We start from the raw sequence: 15,076 nt of genomic DNA on the forward strand, positions 1-15,076 counted from the left end.
CCGGCCATCGCGAAAAATCCCGTGCGCATCTGCCATGCGAAGGGCTGTCAATCGCGGCTAAAATCCTTAAGTTGCCGCCATGTCGAAAAAGCCCGCACCGCCCGCCAAACAAGCCGCCCCCAAAAAGCCCGCTGCCGAGGCGGCGACTGCAAAACCTGCCGCCGCCAAGCCCGCCGGGGTCAATCTCCCCGGCAAGGGCGACCATGTCTTTCTGGTGGACGGCTCGGGCTATATCTTCCGCGCCTATCACGCGCTGCCGCCGCTGAACCGCAAGTCCGACGGTTTGCAGGTCAACGCCGTACTCGGCTTCTGCAACATGCTGTGGAAGCTGATGCGCGACATGCCGCCGGACAACCGGCCGACCCATCTCGCTATCATCTTCGACAAGTCCGAGAAGACATTTCGCAACGAGTTCTACCCGCAATACAAGGCGCAGCGCCCGCCGGCGCCGGATGATCTGATTCCGCAGTTCGCGCTGATCCGCGAGGCGGTGCGTGCGTTCGACCTGCCGTGTCTGGAACAGATCGGCTATGAGGCCGATGACCTGATCGCAACCTATGTGCGTGAGGCGTGCGAGCGCGGCGCTACCGCCACCATCGTCTCCTCCGACAAGGACCTGATGCAGCTCGTCACCGACTGCGTCAGCATGTACGACACCATGAAGGATCGTCGCCTCGGCATTCCCGAGGTGATCGAGAAATTCGGCGTGCCGCCCGAGAAGGTGGTCGAAGTGCAGGCACTGGCCGGCGATTCCGTTGACAACGTGCCGGGCGTGCCCGGCATCGGCATCAAGACCGCGGCGCAACTCATCAATGAATATGGCGACCTCGAGACGCTGCTGGCTCGCGCGGGCGAGATCAAGCAGCCGAAACGCCGCGAGGCGCTGATTGAGAACGCCGAGAAAGCGCGGATTTCGCGCCGCCTCGTGCTGCTCGACGATCACGTCAAGCTCGACGTCCCGCTTGATGAGCTTGCCGTGCATGAACCGGATTCGCGCAAGCTGATTTCATTTCTCAAGGCGATGGAATTCACCACGCTGACGAGGCGCGTCGCCGAATACGCCCAGATCGATCCGGCGGATGTCACCGCCGACGACAAGCTGAAAAGCGAGTTCGCGCGCTCGACACCCGATGCCGATTCACCGGAAACGCCATCACTCGGCGGCGAGCCCGACGCCCGCGCCAAAGGCACGATGTCGCCGTCGTCCGCCGCGGGCGGCAGACCGGGCGCGAACGGCAAGGCGGCAGGTCCCCTCACGCCCAAAGCCCTCGCGGAAGCCCGTGCAGCGAGCGCGCTCAAGGTACCGCTCGATCGCAGCAAATACGTCATCATCCGCACCCATGACGACCTCAAGGTCTGGATCGCGCGCGCCCACGACCTCGGCCATGTCGCGATCGACGTGAAGGCGACATCGGACGATCCGATGCAGGCGGACATCTGCGGCGTGGCGCTGGCGCTTCGGCCCAACGAGGCTTGCTACATCCCGATCGGCCACAAGAAAGCCGGCGATTCCGATCTGTTCTCCGGCGGGCTCGCCGACGGCCAGATCGAGGCGACGAAGGTGTTCGACGCGTTGCGCGCACTGTTCGAAACCGAGGCCGTGCTTAAATCCGGCTTCAACATCAAGTTCAACACCGTGCTGCTTGCCCAGCATGGCGTGACGGTGCGCACCATCGACGATGTCGAGCTGATGTCATACGTGCTTGATGCCGGGCGCAGCGGCCACGGCCTCAATACGCTGGCCGAGCGCTTGCTTGGTCACACGATGATCGCCACGGCCGACGTGACCGGCACCGGCAAGAACAGGATTTCGCTGGATCAGGTTACGCTCGAACGCGCGACCGAATACGCAGCCGAGAGCGCCGACGTCATTCTGCGGGCCTGGCTGGTGCTGAAGGCGCGCCTGATCGCCGAACGGATGAACACCGTCTACGAAACGCTGGAGCGGCCGCTGGTGCCGGTGCTGGTGCAGATGGAGCGGCGTGGCATCACCATCGACCGCCAGGTGCTGTCGCGGCTGTCGGGCGAATTCGCCCAGACTGCCGCTCGCCTCGAAGCGGAAATTCAGGAACTCGCCGGCGAGCCGGTCAACCCGGGCAGCCCGAAGCAGCTCGGCGACATCATTTTCGGAAAAATGGGTCTGCCCGGTGGACAGAAAACCAAGACCGGCGCGTGGTCGACATCGGCATCAATCCTTGAAGACCTCGCCGACGAAGGCCACGTATTCCCGCGCAAAATTCTCGACTGGCGGCAGGTGTCGAAGCTGAAATCGACTTACACAGACGCGCTGCCGGCCTATGTCCATCCGCAGACTCACCGCATTCACACCACCTACGCGCTGGCGGCGACGACGACCGGCCGCCTGTCGTCGAACGAACCGAACCTGCAAAACATTCCGGTGCGCAACGAGGAAGGCCGCAAGATCCGCAAGGCTTTCGTCGCGACGCCCGGTCACAAACTGGTATCAGCGGATTACTCTCAGATCGAATTGCGGCTGCTCGCCGAGATCGCCGACATTCCGACACTGAAGCAGGCGTTCAAGGACGGCCTCGACATTCATGCGATGACCGCTTCCGAAATGTTCGGCGTGCCGATAAAGGATATGCCGGCTGAAATCCGCCGCCGCGCCAAGGCGATCAATTTTGGCATCATCTACGGCATCTCGGCGTTCGGCCTCGCCAACCAGCTCGGCATTCCTCGCGAGGAAGCCGGCGCCTACATCAAGAAGTATTTTGAGCGATTCCCCGGCATCCGCGCCTACATGGATGCGACGCGCGACTTCTGCCGCGAGCATGGCTATGTCGAGACGCTGTTCGGCCGCAAATGTCATTACCCGGACATCAAGGCAAGCAATGCATCGATCCGTGCCTTTAACGAGCGCGCCGCAATCAATGCGCGGCTGCAGGGCACTGCCGCAGACATCATCCGCCGCGCCATGATCCGGATAGATGACGCGCTCGCCGAGAAAACGCTATCGGCGCAGATGCTGCTGCAAGTTCATGACGAACTGATCTTCGAGGTGCCCGACAAGGAAGTCGAGAGAACCTTGCCGGTGATTCAGAAGGTGATGGAGGACGCGCCGTTCCCGGCGGTCGCCATGTCAGTGCCGCTGCATGTCGATGCCCGCGCCGCCAGCAATTGGGACGAGGCGCACTAGATTATCTCAAATCGGCTTAGTCCTTCGAGACGCGCCTGGAGTCCTTGACGCGTTTCTTTATGCGAACCGGTATCCACCTCGCTCGAAAACGCTATAGCGGGAGCACATCGCCCACATGCCTGACCTCTCCGCATTTCCAATTACCAAACGCTGGCCGCCGAAACATTCCGACCGGCTGCAACTCTACTCGCTGCCGACACCGAATGGCGTGAAAGTCTCGATCATGCTCGAGGAAATCGGACTGCCGTATGAGGCGCATCTGGTCGATTTCGGAAAGAACGACCAGCAGACGCCCGAATTCCTGTCGCTCAATCCGAATGGAAAGATTCCGGCGATCCTCGACCCCGACGGTCCCGGCGGAAGGCCGCTCGGACTCTTCGAATCGGGAGCTATCCTCGACTACCTTGCCGGCAAGACCGGCAAGTTCATTCCGCCCCACTCCGCGCGCAGGATCGAGACCATTCAGTGGGTCCATTTTCAGATCGGCGGCGTCGGTCCGATGTTCGGGCAGGTTGGATTTTTCAACAAGTTCGCGGGCAAGGAATACGCGGACAAGCGCCCGCTTCAGCGCTACGTGAGCGAGTCGAAGCGCCTGCTCGGCGTGATCGATCGGCGGCTCGACGGCCGTCAATGGATCATGGGCGACGGCTACACCATCGCCGATATTTCAATGCTCGGCTGGGTGCGCAACCTGATCGGCTTCTACGAGGCCCGCGAACTGGTCGAATTCGACAACCTGAAGCACGTGCCGGTCTGGCTGGACCGCTGCCTCGCGCGACCGGCCGTGCAACGTGGCTTGGTCATCCCGTCCCGGCCTCAGCCTTGATTGCAGCGTGACGAAAAGCACGCCGCAGGATCACCCCAGCTTCACGTCGAATCCCCGCTTCACCCCCGGCCGCGCCATCAGGTTGGCGTACCAGCGTTCGACATTGGGGAAATCAGCAAGCGGCACCTTGTGGCGCTCGTGCCGCCATGCCCAGCCGAGAATGGCGAAGTCCGCGACCGACAATTTATCCGCAACGAATTCGCGATCTTTCAACCGGCGATCGAGCACACCGTAGAGCCGCCGCGTCTCCTTGGAGTAACGCGCGAGGCCATAGCGGCGGTCCTGCTCGTTCTCCAGCGCGATGAAATGGTGCACCTGGCCCGGCATCGGACCGAAGCCACCCATCTGCCACATCAGCCATTCCCACACCGGAATTCGCTCGCCGAAATCCTTCGGCAGGAACTTGCCGGTCTTCTCGCCGAGATAGAGCAGGATCGCGCCGGATTCAAAAATGCTGACCGGCTTGCCATGCGGCCCGTCCGGGTCGACGATGGCAGGAATCTTGTTGTTCGGGCTGATCCTGAGGAAGTCCGGCTTGAATTGCTCGTCCTTGGAAATATTCACGGGATGCACCGTGTAGGGCAGTCCCATTTCTTCCAGAGCGACACTGATCTTGCGACCGTTGGGCGTATTCCAGGTGTGAAGTTCGATCGTCATTCCCATTCCCTATATTGGTCTTGCGCTGTTGACGGTGCGCGATCGGCTCTGGAATGTCCACGCCGCGGGCGCTAAATTCCGCCAAATTCCCCGCACCGAAGAGATTGCCCGTGTCCAACCCCGCCTCCCGCGCTCGTCTCGCCGAGATCATCCGCACGCGCTCGTTCGGACGCGGCGAGATCACCCTCGCCTCCGGACGCAAGAGCGATTTTTACTTCAACCTCAAGCCGACCATGCTCGACCCAGAAGGCGCGGCGCTGCTCGCGGAGCTGTCGCTCGACGCACTGAAGGGCGACAGCATCGACTATATCGGCGGGCTGGAAATGGGTGCGGTACCGTTGGCCGGCGCGATCGCGCAACTGTCGTGGATGAGGGGCGCGCCGATCGCGGCATTCTTCGTCCGCAAGAAACCCAAGGAACATGGCGCGCGGCTTGCGGTCGAAGGACTTGCCAAGGGCGAGACACTCGCGGGCAAGCGTATCGTCATCGTCGAGGACGTCACCACCACCGGCGGCTCCGCCATCAAGGCGGTGGACGCCGTGCGCGATGCCGGCGGCGAGGTCGCGCTGGTGTTCACCATGGTCGACCGCGACGAGGGCGCGGCGGAGACGTTCGCAGCGGCAAAAATACCGTTCCGCTCGCTCTACAAGGCCGGGGAATTCCTCCGCTCCTGATTGTGCGACTATTCCGGGGGTTGACACAGCGCACGATCTTGGCACCGATCATTGCCGAAATCCGAGCCGAAATCCGATTGCAATGTGCGACCACCGGGGACAATTGATGACGGGTCTTTCTTATGCGGCGCGATGCCGCGCGCCGATATTGCTCGCAGCCACGCTGGCGCTTATTGCCTTGATTGTTCCGGCTCCGGCCTTCGCCGCGGAGGGGCTCGACGGCGGCGAGCTGTCGATGCTGTGGGCGCTGCCATTCGTCGGTATTCTGCTCTGTATCGCGACCGGCCCGGTGTTCTACCCGCATGTCTGGGAGCATCATTTCGGTAAATTCACCGCCGTCTGGGCGGCGCTGATCGTGCTGCCGTTGTTCGCGAGCATCGATCTGCACACTGCCACCACCGCACTCGCGCACACCGCGCTGCTTGAATACATGCCTTTCATCCTGCTGCTGCTGGCGCTGTTCACCATCGCCGGCGGCATCTATGTCGAAGGCAACCTGCACAACAGCGTGTTCACCAACACGGTGCTGCTCGCAGTCGGAACAGTGCTCGCCAGCATCGTCGGCACCACCGGCGCCGCGATGATCCTGATCCGGCCGCTGATCCGCGCCAACGACGACCGGCGCCGCAACGCGCATGTCGTGGTGTTCTTTATCTTCCTTGTCGCCAATATCGGCGGGTCATTGTCGCCGCTCGGCGACCCGCCGCTGTTCATCGGCTTCCTCAAGGGCGTCGACTTCTTCTGGACCACGCAGCACCTGTGGCTGGAAACGCTGACGGTTGCCGCCATCGTGCTCGCGGTGTTCACTGCAATCGACCTCTATTGCCACCGGCTTGATCGCGTCCATGGATATCCGAAGGATCCGACGCCTGACTCACCGCTAAAGATTCACGGCAAGATCAACTTCATTCTGCTCGCGGTTGTTATCGCTGCGATCCTGATGAGCGCGCGATGGAAGCCGGGTATTTCGTTCACGATCGCCGGCGCGGAGTTGCAGCTGCAAGACCTGCTGCGCGACGCGATCTTCGTCATCAGCGCCATGGCGTCGGTTGCATTGACGCCGAAGAAGGACCGCGACGCCAACGGATTCAGCTGGGGACCGATCCAGGAAGTGGCGATCCTGTTCGCTGGCATTTTCATCTGCATCGTGCCGGTGATGGCGATGCTGCAGGCGGGCACGCACGGCCCGTTCGCGCCATTGCTCGCGCTGGTGACCAACCCCGACGGCAGCAACAATGCAGCGGCTTATTTCTGGCTCTCGGGCGGCCTGTCGTCCTTCCTCGACAACGCGCCGACCTATCTGGTGTTCTTCCAGCTTGCCGGCGGTGATCCGCAGGTGCTGATGACAGTGCAGGCAGCGACGCTGGCGGCGATCTCGTCGGGCGCGGTGTTCATGGGCGCCAACACCTATATCGGCAACGCGCCGAACTTCATGGTCTACGCCATCGCACGGCAGGCCGGCGTGAAGATGCCGAGCTTCTTCGGCTACATGGTGTGGTCGGGGCTGGTGCTGATCCCGACCTTCATTCTGGCGACTTTCCTGTTCTTCTGAGGGGTCGCACACATGAAGATCGCCGTCATGGGTGCGGGCGCTGTCGGATGTTATTTCGGCGCGCGCCTCGCCCGTGCCGGTCACGAAGTCACCTTGATCGCGCGGCCGGCGCATGTCGACGCCATCACGCAGCATGGCCTGATCTTCGAAAGCGGCGGCACGCGAGAGCACATTCCAGCGCTGGCGACCACAGAAGCGGCGGGCGTGACAGGCGCGGAAGTGGTGCTGTTCTGCGTGAAATCGACCGACACCGAATCCGCCGGACAATCCATCGCCCCTCACCTCAAGCCGGGCGCAACCGTGCTGTGCTTGCAGAACGGCGTCGACAATGCCGAACGTTTACAGCCTCTCATTAAGGCCGTTGCCGTTCCCGCGGCCGTCTATGTCGCCGTCGAGATGACAGCCCCCGGCCATGTCAGGCATCACGGACGGGGCGAACTGATCATCGGCGCGTCGCCCGCAAGCGCGGACATCGCCAAGCAGTTTTCCGACGCCGCGATCCCAACCACGGTTTCGGCACACGTCGTCAATGAACTCTGGGTGAAGCTCACGACTAACTGCGCTTACAACGCCCTGTCGGCGGTCGCGGAGCTTCCCTACGGTCCTCTGCTCGAGGTGCCGGGCGTCTCCGAGGTGATGCGGGCCGCCGTGAACGAGTGCACCATCGTTGCCCGCACATTGGGGATTCCGCTTCCCGCGAACATCACGGACACGGTATTGGGACTCGCCGCCACGATGCCGAATCAGTATTCCTCGACCGCGCAGGACCTCGCGCGTGGCCGGCCGAGCGAGATCGAGCACCTCAATGGCTATGTCGTACGCCAGGGCGCGGAGCTCAAAATTCCAACGCCGGTAAACCTGACGCTTCAGACAATGGTCAAGGCGCGCGAAGCGCGCTAGTCACTCCGCGGCTAGCAAACATGCGCCGCACCTTCTCGTCATGGCCGTATCCTAACCGCGCGTTTACCATCCCGCACTAAGGTCACCGTATTGCCGGAGTCGCTGAGAACTCTGGCGAATGTACGCGTTGCGTCCGTTGCGTGGGGTGGGTCCGTGTTGCGTCAGGAGTTGCGCCAATCGCCGATGCGGCGCCGCATCGCGCTCGTCCTCGCATTCATGCTGACCGTGCCTTTGGCGCTTGCCCCCCAAGCGGCGGCCGCCGGATTCCTCGATTTTCTGTTTGGCGGAACCCAGCCCGCCCAAAACGCACCACCCGTCGCCAACGCCTTCGCCGACCCCTCCGTCGCGCCGACAGCACCACCGGTTGCGAATGGCGGACGCTATGCGGTGTATTGCGTGCGCACCTGCGATGGCCGCTATTTTCCGATCACGGTACGCGGCGCCAGTGCGGCCCAGACTTGCCAGGCGTTTTGCCCGGCCAGTGGCACCAAGGTCTTTTCAGGCTCGACCATCGAGCGCGCGGTGACCACCGCAGGCGAGCGCTATCCCGACATGGCCAACGCCTTTGCCTACCGCAAGGCGTTGAAAGCCGACTGTACCTGCAACGGCCGCGACCCAGCCGGGCTTGCGCCGGTCGATCTGTCGCTCGACACCACGCTTCGCCCCGGCGACATCGTGGCGACCACCAGCGGACTCGTTGCCTATACCGGGGTCCATATCGGCAATGATCGGACTGCGGAGTTCACCCCGGTCAACGACTATCCCGGGCTGACGGCCGACATCCGCGCGCGGCTGGGCGAGATGAAGGTCGCGCCGGTCAGCGCAACCATTCCCGACGATCTTGAGGCAACGGCGCCCGAGACCACCGGCGCGCTTGGCGAAGCCACACTGCCGCCGCCAACCGCCGCACCGAGAATCATCTCTCCGAACGAAAAACGCGCCGCCATCGATTGATAGTGCGCGTCGTGCCGGTGCGCGCTACATCGCGCGTTGCGCGCCGTATCCAGCACCTCTTTCAGTTGCTGCTTGTAAAATTTTGCCTGCGCCGTGGTGCCGTGGCCGCGCGTGCTTTCGCTCGCCGGAATGAGATAGAGCTTGCCGTTCTTCACCCGTTTGAGCTCGCGCTCCATGATGCCGGTCTCCGGCGGATTACGCTCGTCGTCAGCGGCATTGATCGCCAGCAGCGTTGCTGCGATGCGTTCGAGATTCGGCGAGGCGTCATAGTCGCGCGACGATCCCCATTGATACAGATAGTCGTTGGTGTCGGCCTTGATCGGCAGGGCCAGACGATCGTCGACCAGTTTGTCGGCCTTCTCGGCGGTCGGCGCCAGCTTCTGGTAGGCAAGCGAGCCGCCGCTGGTGGCGAGGCCGAAGAACACGTTGGCAATTTTCAGCGAGCGCGGCTGCGTGGTATAATTGCCGTCCTTGTAGTCCGGATCGCTGCGGATGGTTTCCAGCATCATCCGCCGCAGCATCCAGTTGCGGCTTGCCATCGCAGTCGGCTGCGAGGCCATCGGCACCAGAATGTCCATAAAGTCCGGATGCTTCTCGCCGTGAATCCACGTCTGCATCCCGCCCATCGAATTGCCGATGATCATGCGAACATGCTTGATGCCAAGCCCTTCGGTGAGCAGCAGATACTGGGCATCAACCATGTCGTCGTAGTTGTACTGCGGAAATTTCGTTCGCAGCCCGTCGGACGGCTTCAACGATTTGCCGTGGCCGATCGCATCTGGAATGATGATGTAGTATTTCGTGGCGTCGAGCGGCTGGCCGGGGCCATACAGTTCACCGGCGAAAGCCGGCGTCAACATGCTGGCAGCAGAGCCGCCCGAGCCATGCAGCACCACCACCGGCTGGCCGGATGGTTCACCCACCGTCGTGTAGTGCAGCCGCAGTTCCGGCATCACCTCGCCGGTATGGAATTTGAAATCCTTGGCGATCCAGTCGCCGGTCTTGGGTGCCGGATAATCAGCAGCCCACGCCGCACTGCATGCAAGTGTGATGGCACCAACGATCGCCGCCGTGACGCGAAAAGGCTTCATGCCCTGCTCCTGCTGTTCACTCCCTGCCGGAATCCCGGCGCAACGTTGCGCTCCCGTTCCGGTTCGGGAGGAAAGGTACAGCAGATGCGGTTGCCGACAAGCGGATTCCCGATGCGTTGGGCGCAGGCGAGACCCGCGCCGCCATCAAAAAAATGCGAACCGTCCGGGAATAATCCGTCACCGACCGACGATGACGCCGATCACATTCGGCGCGGCGAGATACCGCTCCTCCATCTCCATGCGCGCGATCGCCTTGTTCTCCGATGTCAGCAGGCCGCGCTTTTCGGCCAGGATCATCCAGCAGAAGCCCCACCAGTCAGTGAGAATGCCGTCGTCGTCGACCAGATCGTATCCCTGCTCGGCGGCGAAGATCCGCGCCCGCGCCTCGTCGAGGGTGTCGAGAAATTCGTGATCCGCGACGGAGAACATGCCGTCGCAGAAATCGTCGGTGGTGTAGCCCCAGATCGACATGCACACGGCGTTGAAGGCGCGGTCGAACTGATCGTCATCGACGGCGCGACGACGCGCGGTTTGATGCAACCGCGACAGGGTGCGGGCGAAATCGGCGATGCGCGTCAGTGCGCACTGATCGAAGGCAATAGTGGACATGTAGTCCTCAACTCAATGGACAGGCCCTAGATATGGGGCCGCAACGGCTCGAATCATGACGATATATCAAAGACTTACTAATATGTTCTTTATTTGTTCTGATGACAAGAAAATTACATCGAACGCCCACGTCCAACTCCTGATCGATCTTGGCTGGACAGCCAGCTTCTCGGTTGCACACCAACTTGCTAGCCTCTGCGCAATTCAATCTGTGGCGCGCAATGCGCCGCGATAAAGCCGCCGGCGACGACTGGCGGCACAGGGAGATTTTCCATGTCATTTGATCGTCGCTCGTTTCTCGCCGCTACGCTGGGCACGGCCACCGCGCTCGTCACACGAGGTGCTATCGCCGACGATGCCTATCCGACCAAGCCGGTGCGGCTCGTGGTGCCTTACGCCGCCGGCGGCGGCACTGACTTCTTCGCTCGTCTCGCGGGCGCATCGATGTCGAAAACGCTCGGCCAGCAGATCGTGGTCGAGAACCGGCCGGGTGCCGGCACCAATATCGGCGCCGACGTCGTCGCCCACGCCGAGCCTGATGGCTACACCTTCCTGCTCGGCGATACTTCGACCTATGCCTCGAACCGCAGCCTCTACAGGAAACTGTCCTACAACGTCAGACTTCACGCCGATCTCGCTGACAGGCCGTTTCGCCATCGTGCTGCTGGTCAACACCGACAAGCTCAACGTCGGCTCGGTCAAGGAACTGATCGACGCTGCGAAGAAAGCGCCGGGCGCGATCGATTACGCCAGCGCCGGCGTCGGTTCGCCGTTTCATCTCGCCGCTGAATTGCTCGCGCAAGCCGCCGGCATCAAGATCAACCACGTCCCCTACAAGGGCGCTGGCCCGGCATTGCAGGATCTCGCCAGTGGCCAGATCGGCATGATGTTCGTCGATTTCGCCAGCGCGCGGGCGCAACTTTCACTGAAGGGCATCAAGGCGATCGCGGTCGCCTCCCCCGGCGAATTCTACGGCCTGCCTGGCGTGCCGCCGGTGTCGGCCGTGGTGCCCGGCTTCGAGGCGTGGGCGTGGCAGGGCTTCGTCGCACCGAAGAAGACGCCCCCTGCGGTCGTCGCCAAACTGCGTGACGCCTATCTGAAGGCGGCGAACGACGAGGAAATCAAAAAGAAGCTGCTCGCAGCCGGAATCGATCCACTGCAAAGCACACCGGACGAGATGGCAGCCTATATCCGCAGCGAAGCAGACAAATGGGCCAAGGTGATCAAGACCGCGAATATTACGCTGGAATGATCCAGCCTGTCGTGATGACGGCAGGAGCGTGCGGATTCGCCCTGCCGGAGTCGATCGACCGTCGACGTCATACCTCCATTGGTTGGTATCGGCATTGCGCGAACGGGAGTAGCTTTGGCGGGGCCACCGCGAGGGCTGCACCGTGACCCCGGAGCCTGCCACCATCTGCATCGGCTGCTGGCAGCAATTGCATCTGCCAGTGCCGTTGCGCGGTCCGTTCTCCGTGCCCTTGCGCATGTTCGGCATTCGACCGAGCCGAATGAATCCGAACACCTGCACCATTTGCGAAATGGCATTTACCAAGGTGATGAAGGCGCGCGCCGTCACCATCGACGCCACGGTGATGTTCGCCGATCTGCGCGGCTACACCGCGTTGACGCAGCACGTCGACAGCACCCGGATGATGTCGCTGCTCGATGCCTTCTACGACGACTGTTCGACCGCGATCTGGCGTTATGACGGCCTGCTGAACAAGACGATCGGCGATGCTGTTCTCGCCATTTTCAATTTTTTCCGGTGAAGCAGCCCGACCATGCGACGCAGGCGTTACTTGCGGCGCGCGAAATCCAGACACGCTTCCGCGATCGGCACGATCAGCTGACCGAGACGATCGGCGCGGACTACGCCGGCGTCGGAATCGGCATTGGCATCGATAGCGGTGAAACCAATTTCGGCGAGTTCGGTCATACCCATCGCGATCTGACGGCGATCGGCACCGTCGTGAACCGCGCCGCTCGAGCGCAGGCCGCAGCCAAGAGCGGCGAAATTCTGGTGACGGGCGCCGTTCGCGACCGCGCCGGTGACCTCGTCGCCGCTGACGGCAAGGACTACGCCCTCAAAGGCTTCGACCAGTCGGTGCGGCTTTTCCCGGCCTGAACGTCGAGCGGTATTTTCAGCGCAGAATCCGACCCAGCAAAGGAAACGGCGCGACTGCGCGTCAGGCGGCGCATGACCGTCCTTACGTCGCGCGTCATTGAATTCGGCGACGATCTCGCGATAAGTGAGCGCAACCGGGAGCCAATCATGCTTGAGAAAACGCCGGGCGACAGCGTCCATCCGTTCGACCGCGCCACCAAAACCACGACAATCGATGGCCGCCTACACGGCACCGCCAGCGAAGACTACTGGGCCTTCGTCGGCCCGTTCGGCGGCGCGACCGGCGCGACGCTCCTGCGCGCGATGATCGAGCACCCGGACCGTGCGGGCGATCCCCTGACGGTGACGGTAAATTTCTGTGCGCCGTTGGCGCGAGCAGAATTTCAAGTCAATGTCCGCCTCCTCCGGGCGAACCGCTCAAGCCAGCACTGGATGGCCGAACTGGCCCAGGAGGATAACGGTGTAGTGGCCTTCGCGACTGCCGTGTTCGCCACCCGCCGCGAGTCATGGTCACATCAACAGACGGCCATGCCGGCCGCGCCGCTCGCGGGGCAGATCGCTCCACTGCCCAACGCGGGTATCGCCAACTGGACGCAGCAGTATCAATTCCGTTTCGTCGAAGGCACGCCGGATTACAATGGGGGGACGCGTCGCGAAATTCCGGCAAGCGCGTTTTCCAAGATGTGGCTGAGTGACGCCACGCCGCGACCGGTCGATTTCCTGTCGCTGCTGTCGATGTCCGACACATTCTTCGCCCGCATCTTCCATGTGCTTGGCGTAATCGTGCCGATCGGCACGGTGTCACTCACCACCGCTTTCCATGCCGACGCGACCGACCTCGCGGCGGAAGACACCACCACCGTACTCGGCGTCGCCGATGCCAACATCTTTCACAAGAATTACAGCGATCAGATCGGGCAGCTCTGGGCGCCAAGCGGCCGCCTGCTCGCGACCACGACGCAGGTCTGCTACTTCAAGGCGTAAGCGCGCATCTCAAAACCAAAAGGGCGGCCAATGAGGCTGCCCTTTGCGTGTTCGCGTCTACATCTGAAAGGGGCTTTGTTAGCTCCGGAAATCGATGCTGCGCAGGATGATCCCCGGAGGCTTGCCCTCGAATTCGACATCGCGGAATTTTCGCGTCGCACATTCCTCAATGCGCTGGCGCAACCGCATGAACTGCGCCTCACGCTGGCTGCTTTTGGCCTTGGCCGCGCCATCGAGATCGTCCATCGCCGTGGTGCTGATCGCGCAGGGCACCTCGGCATCGCCGTTTTTCATCGTGAACAGCACGACACCCCGGTCGGAATCGTAGGCTTTGAAATCGCCCTGAGCGAGCGCCATGACAACGATCCTTTCCATCAAATCCGACCTCGCGCTCAGAACTTGCGTTTCGCCGGTGCAGGGTTCAGTTCCGCAATTTTCTTGAGGCAGTCGCCTTCACTTTCATGCGGGCCGGTGACGAAGGTACCGCTGACCTTGGTGCTGTACCAGCCCGACTGGACACCGAGGCGAAGGGATTCCTCGGTCTTGACGTGGCGCGGCGAAAGATTTTGCATCTTGTTTCCTTGGATGAAACCCGCGCGCGGCGGAATGCGGCGCGTCGCGTCTCGGTTCACTTGTCGAGAACGTTTTCAGTTCTCCACGGACAGCCGGTCGAAATCGGCGAGAACGGCGGCGACCAGTTCCCGGTGCCGGGAATCCTGGTTGCCGAGGGTATCGACATAAAGATTGAGAACGTAGCGGGCCTTTGCCGCGGCTTCCGGCCATGAGGTTGCGGGCACCGCCACCAATTGGGTTTCGAGTTCGGATGTGCGCTCCCGAAGCGTTCTGGCATTCGCTTCGACATCCGCCACCACACGTCGAATGTCAGTCGCCTTTTGCGCCGCCATGCCGCGATGCTTGTCGAGATCGACGGGGCGATCGCTCACCGCTGCGCGCCTGCGTCGATACGCTGCGCTTCAGCCAGATCGAACGAGGCGATCGAGATCATCTCCGTCGTCTTTCCATGCGGAGGGGCAGCCGGCACCATGATCATGGTTGCGACGCGCCGAAAGCAGGGAAACGACAGTCCTTCAATCAGTTCCTCATCGGTGACGACTTCATAAGAACCGGCGGCGAGCGAGCGATCGATACCCTTGATGCGGAACGGATGGTTGAACACCACCATTTCCCGGCGTGATCGAGTTGTCATTTGCCTGGGCTCCTTTGCAAAGGAAACCGGGTGTCATCGTAGAGCAAGCGGATTTCCCGGCCGTTGAACCGTTCTTCCTTCACCTCGAGACAGGCACCGTCGAGCAATGCGGGTGAAAGCGTCTCGATTGCAAACTGAACCGCGTCCGCGGCATGGGAAAAGCGCCGGTATCCCATTTTTCTGCGAACGTTCAGTCCGGGGCGCTTCGGAAACAGTTCTGCTTCAGCGCCATAATCGAACATGGGGCGACGGTGCGCTCTTTCCCGGTGAATAGCTATCTATTTATTCCGCGCTGAACGCCTCAGCCTGCAACCTCATCGCCTTGTCTTCGGGGGAT

16 protein-coding genes and 2 pseudogenes are annotated in these 15,076 nt (G+C 62.0%); 10 read left to right on the forward strand and 8 right to left on the reverse strand.

The window, feature by feature from the left end; all coding sequences use genetic code 11:
* Window positions 1-79: 79 nt before the first annotated feature.
* Window positions 80-3,157 (forward strand): DNA polymerase I, encoded by a 3,078-nt coding sequence (polA, locus tag ASC80_RS17240; protein WP_056299759.1) that lies wholly within the window; start codon window positions 80-82, stop codon window positions 3,155-3,157.
* Between the two features lie 115 nt (window positions 3,158-3,272).
* Window positions 3,273-3,983 (forward strand): glutathione S-transferase family protein, encoded by a 711-nt coding sequence (locus ASC80_RS17245; protein WP_056299762.1) that lies wholly within the window; start codon window positions 3,273-3,275, stop codon window positions 3,981-3,983.
* A 30-nt stretch (window positions 3,984-4,013) separates the two neighbouring features.
* On the opposite strand, the gene ASC80_RS17250 is transcribed toward ASC80_RS17245, so the two are convergent.
* Window positions 4,014-4,640 (reverse strand): glutathione S-transferase family protein, encoded by a 627-nt coding sequence (locus ASC80_RS17250; protein ID WP_056300921.1) that lies wholly within the window; start codon window positions 4,638-4,640, stop codon window positions 4,014-4,016.
* A gap of 110 nt (window positions 4,641-4,750) precedes the next feature.
* Between ASC80_RS17250 and pyrE the strand changes: the two genes are divergently transcribed.
* The 4 genes from pyrE to ASC80_RS17270 all read left to right on the forward strand — a co-directional run bounded on the left by pyrE (window position 4,751) and on the right by ASC80_RS17270 (window position 8,720).
* Complete coding sequence (gene pyrE / locus ASC80_RS17255) at window positions 4,751-5,314, forward strand: orotate phosphoribosyltransferase (RefSeq protein WP_056299765.1); 564 nt, start codon at window positions 4,751-4,753, stop codon at window positions 5,312-5,314.
* A gap of 106 nt (window positions 5,315-5,420) precedes the next feature.
* A complete protein-coding gene (locus ASC80_RS17260) occupies window positions 5,421-6,866 on the forward strand; it encodes a sodium:proton antiporter (protein ID WP_056299766.1) in 1,446 nt (481 codons plus the stop codon).
* Window positions 6,867-6,878: 12 nt separating this feature from the next.
* On the forward strand, window positions 6,879-7,766 hold the full coding sequence (locus ASC80_RS17265) for a ketopantoate reductase family protein (RefSeq protein WP_056299778.1): 888 nt from the start codon (window positions 6,879-6,881) through the stop codon (window positions 7,764-7,766).
* Window positions 7,767-7,949: 183 nt separating this feature from the next.
* Window positions 7,950-8,720: a DUF2865 domain-containing protein gene (locus ASC80_RS17270; protein WP_056299781.1), complete on the forward strand. Its 771-nt coding sequence runs from the start codon at window positions 7,950-7,952 to the stop codon at window positions 8,718-8,720.
* 41 nt (window positions 8,721-8,761) lie between these two features.
* Here the strand turns inward: ASC80_RS17270 and ASC80_RS17275 are convergent.
* Window positions 8,762-9,811: pseudogene (locus tag ASC80_RS17275) on the reverse strand (alpha/beta fold hydrolase); the annotation flags it as partial.
* A 177-nt stretch (window positions 9,812-9,988) separates the two neighbouring features.
* A complete protein-coding gene (locus ASC80_RS17280; RefSeq protein ID WP_056299784.1) occupies window positions 9,989-10,420 on the reverse strand; it encodes a hypothetical protein in 432 nt (143 codons plus the stop codon).
* 444 nt (window positions 10,421-10,864) lie between these two features.
* On the opposite strand from ASC80_RS17280, the pseudogene ASC80_RS17285 reads away from it, so the two are divergent.
* The 4 genes and pseudogenes from ASC80_RS17285 (at window position 10,865) to ASC80_RS17295 (ending at window position 13,532) form a co-directional block, all read left to right on the forward strand.
* Window positions 10,865-11,672, forward strand: a pseudogene (locus tag ASC80_RS17285) (tripartite tricarboxylate transporter substrate-binding protein).
* 142 nt (window positions 11,673-11,814) lie between these two features.
* The gene (locus tag ASC80_RS24575) at window positions 11,815-12,192 is read left to right on the forward strand and encodes an adenylate/guanylate cyclase domain-containing protein (RefSeq protein ID WP_283805052.1); all 378 of its coding nucleotides are present in this window, start codon (window positions 11,815-11,817) and stop codon (window positions 12,190-12,192) included.
* Window positions 12,189-12,548, forward strand: coding sequence for an adenylate/guanylate cyclase domain-containing protein (locus ASC80_RS17290; protein WP_283805053.1), 360 nt, complete (start codon window positions 12,189-12,191; stop codon window positions 12,546-12,548). Before ASC80_RS24575 ends, ASC80_RS17290 begins: the two co-directional genes overlap by 4 nt.
* Window positions 12,549-12,695: 147 nt before the next feature.
* On the forward strand, window positions 12,696-13,532 hold the full coding sequence (locus ASC80_RS17295; protein WP_056300924.1) for an acyl-CoA thioesterase: 837 nt from the start codon (window positions 12,696-12,698) through the stop codon (window positions 13,530-13,532).
* Between the two features lie 78 nt (window positions 13,533-13,610).
* Here ASC80_RS17295 and ASC80_RS17300 read toward each other — a convergent pair whose 3' ends face one another.
* From ASC80_RS17300 to ASC80_RS17320, 5 genes are all read right to left on the reverse strand, one after another.
* Entirely contained in the window at window positions 13,611-13,889 is a 279-nt protein-coding gene (locus ASC80_RS17300) for a DUF1488 family protein (protein ID WP_056300927.1), read from the reverse strand.
* A gap of 35 nt (window positions 13,890-13,924) precedes the next feature.
* A complete protein-coding gene (locus tag ASC80_RS17305; protein ID WP_056300929.1) occupies window positions 13,925-14,104 on the reverse strand; it encodes a hypothetical protein in 180 nt (59 codons plus the stop codon).
* 75 nt (window positions 14,105-14,179) lie between these two features.
* On the reverse strand, window positions 14,180-14,476 hold the full coding sequence (locus ASC80_RS17310) for a hypothetical protein (RefSeq protein WP_056299787.1): 297 nt from the start codon (window positions 14,474-14,476) through the stop codon (window positions 14,180-14,182).
* A complete protein-coding gene (locus ASC80_RS17315; protein ID WP_056299790.1) occupies window positions 14,473-14,739 on the reverse strand; it encodes a hypothetical protein in 267 nt (88 codons plus the stop codon). Before ASC80_RS17315 ends, ASC80_RS17310 begins: the two co-directional genes overlap by 4 nt.
* Entirely contained in the window at window positions 14,736-14,981 is a 246-nt protein-coding gene (locus ASC80_RS17320; protein WP_056299791.1) for a hypothetical protein, read from the reverse strand. The genes ASC80_RS17315 and ASC80_RS17320 overlap by 4 nt, the downstream gene beginning before the upstream one ends.
* Window positions 14,982-15,076 lie beyond the last annotated feature (95 nt).

The organism is Afipia sp. Root123D2 (assembly GCF_001425835.1).
Taxonomy (GTDB): Bacteria; Pseudomonadota; Alphaproteobacteria; order Rhizobiales; family Xanthobacteraceae; genus Afipia.

Coding starts and splice junctions, on each gene's coding strand:
- polA (WP_056299759.1), top strand. CDS start 80: ATGTCGAAAAAGCCCGCACCGCCCGCCAAACAAGCCGCCCCCAAAAAG.
- ASC80_RS17245 (WP_056299762.1), top strand. CDS start 3,273: ATGCCTGACCTCTCCGCATTTCCAATTACCAAACGCTGGCCGCCGAAA.
- ASC80_RS17250 (WP_056300921.1), bottom strand. CDS start 4,640: ATGACGATCGAACTTCACACCTGGAATACGCCCAACGGTCGCAAGATC.
- ASC80_RS17260 (WP_056299766.1), top strand. CDS start 5,421: ATGACGGGTCTTTCTTATGCGGCGCGATGCCGCGCGCCGATATTGCTC.
- ASC80_RS17265 (WP_056299778.1), top strand. CDS start 6,879: ATGAAGATCGCCGTCATGGGTGCGGGCGCTGTCGGATGTTATTTCGGC.
- ASC80_RS17270 (WP_056299781.1), top strand. CDS start 7,950: ATGCGGCGCCGCATCGCGCTCGTCCTCGCATTCATGCTGACCGTGCCT.
- ASC80_RS17280 (WP_056299784.1), bottom strand. CDS start 10,420: ATGTCCACTATTGCCTTCGATCAGTGCGCACTGACGCGCATCGCCGAT.
- ASC80_RS17295 (WP_056300924.1), top strand. CDS start 12,696: ATGCTTGAGAAAACGCCGGGCGACAGCGTCCATCCGTTCGACCGCGCC.
- ASC80_RS17300 (WP_056300927.1), bottom strand. CDS start 13,889: ATGGCGCTCGCTCAGGGCGATTTCAAAGCCTACGATTCCGACCGGGGT.
- ASC80_RS17305 (WP_056300929.1), bottom strand. CDS start 14,104: ATGCAAAATCTTTCGCCGCGCCACGTCAAGACCGAGGAATCCCTTCGC.
- ASC80_RS17315 (WP_056299790.1), bottom strand. CDS start 14,739: ATGACAACTCGATCACGCCGGGAAATGGTGGTGTTCAACCATCCGTTC.
- ASC80_RS17320 (WP_056299791.1), bottom strand. CDS start 14,981: ATGTTCGATTATGGCGCTGAAGCAGAACTGTTTCCGAAGCGCCCCGGA.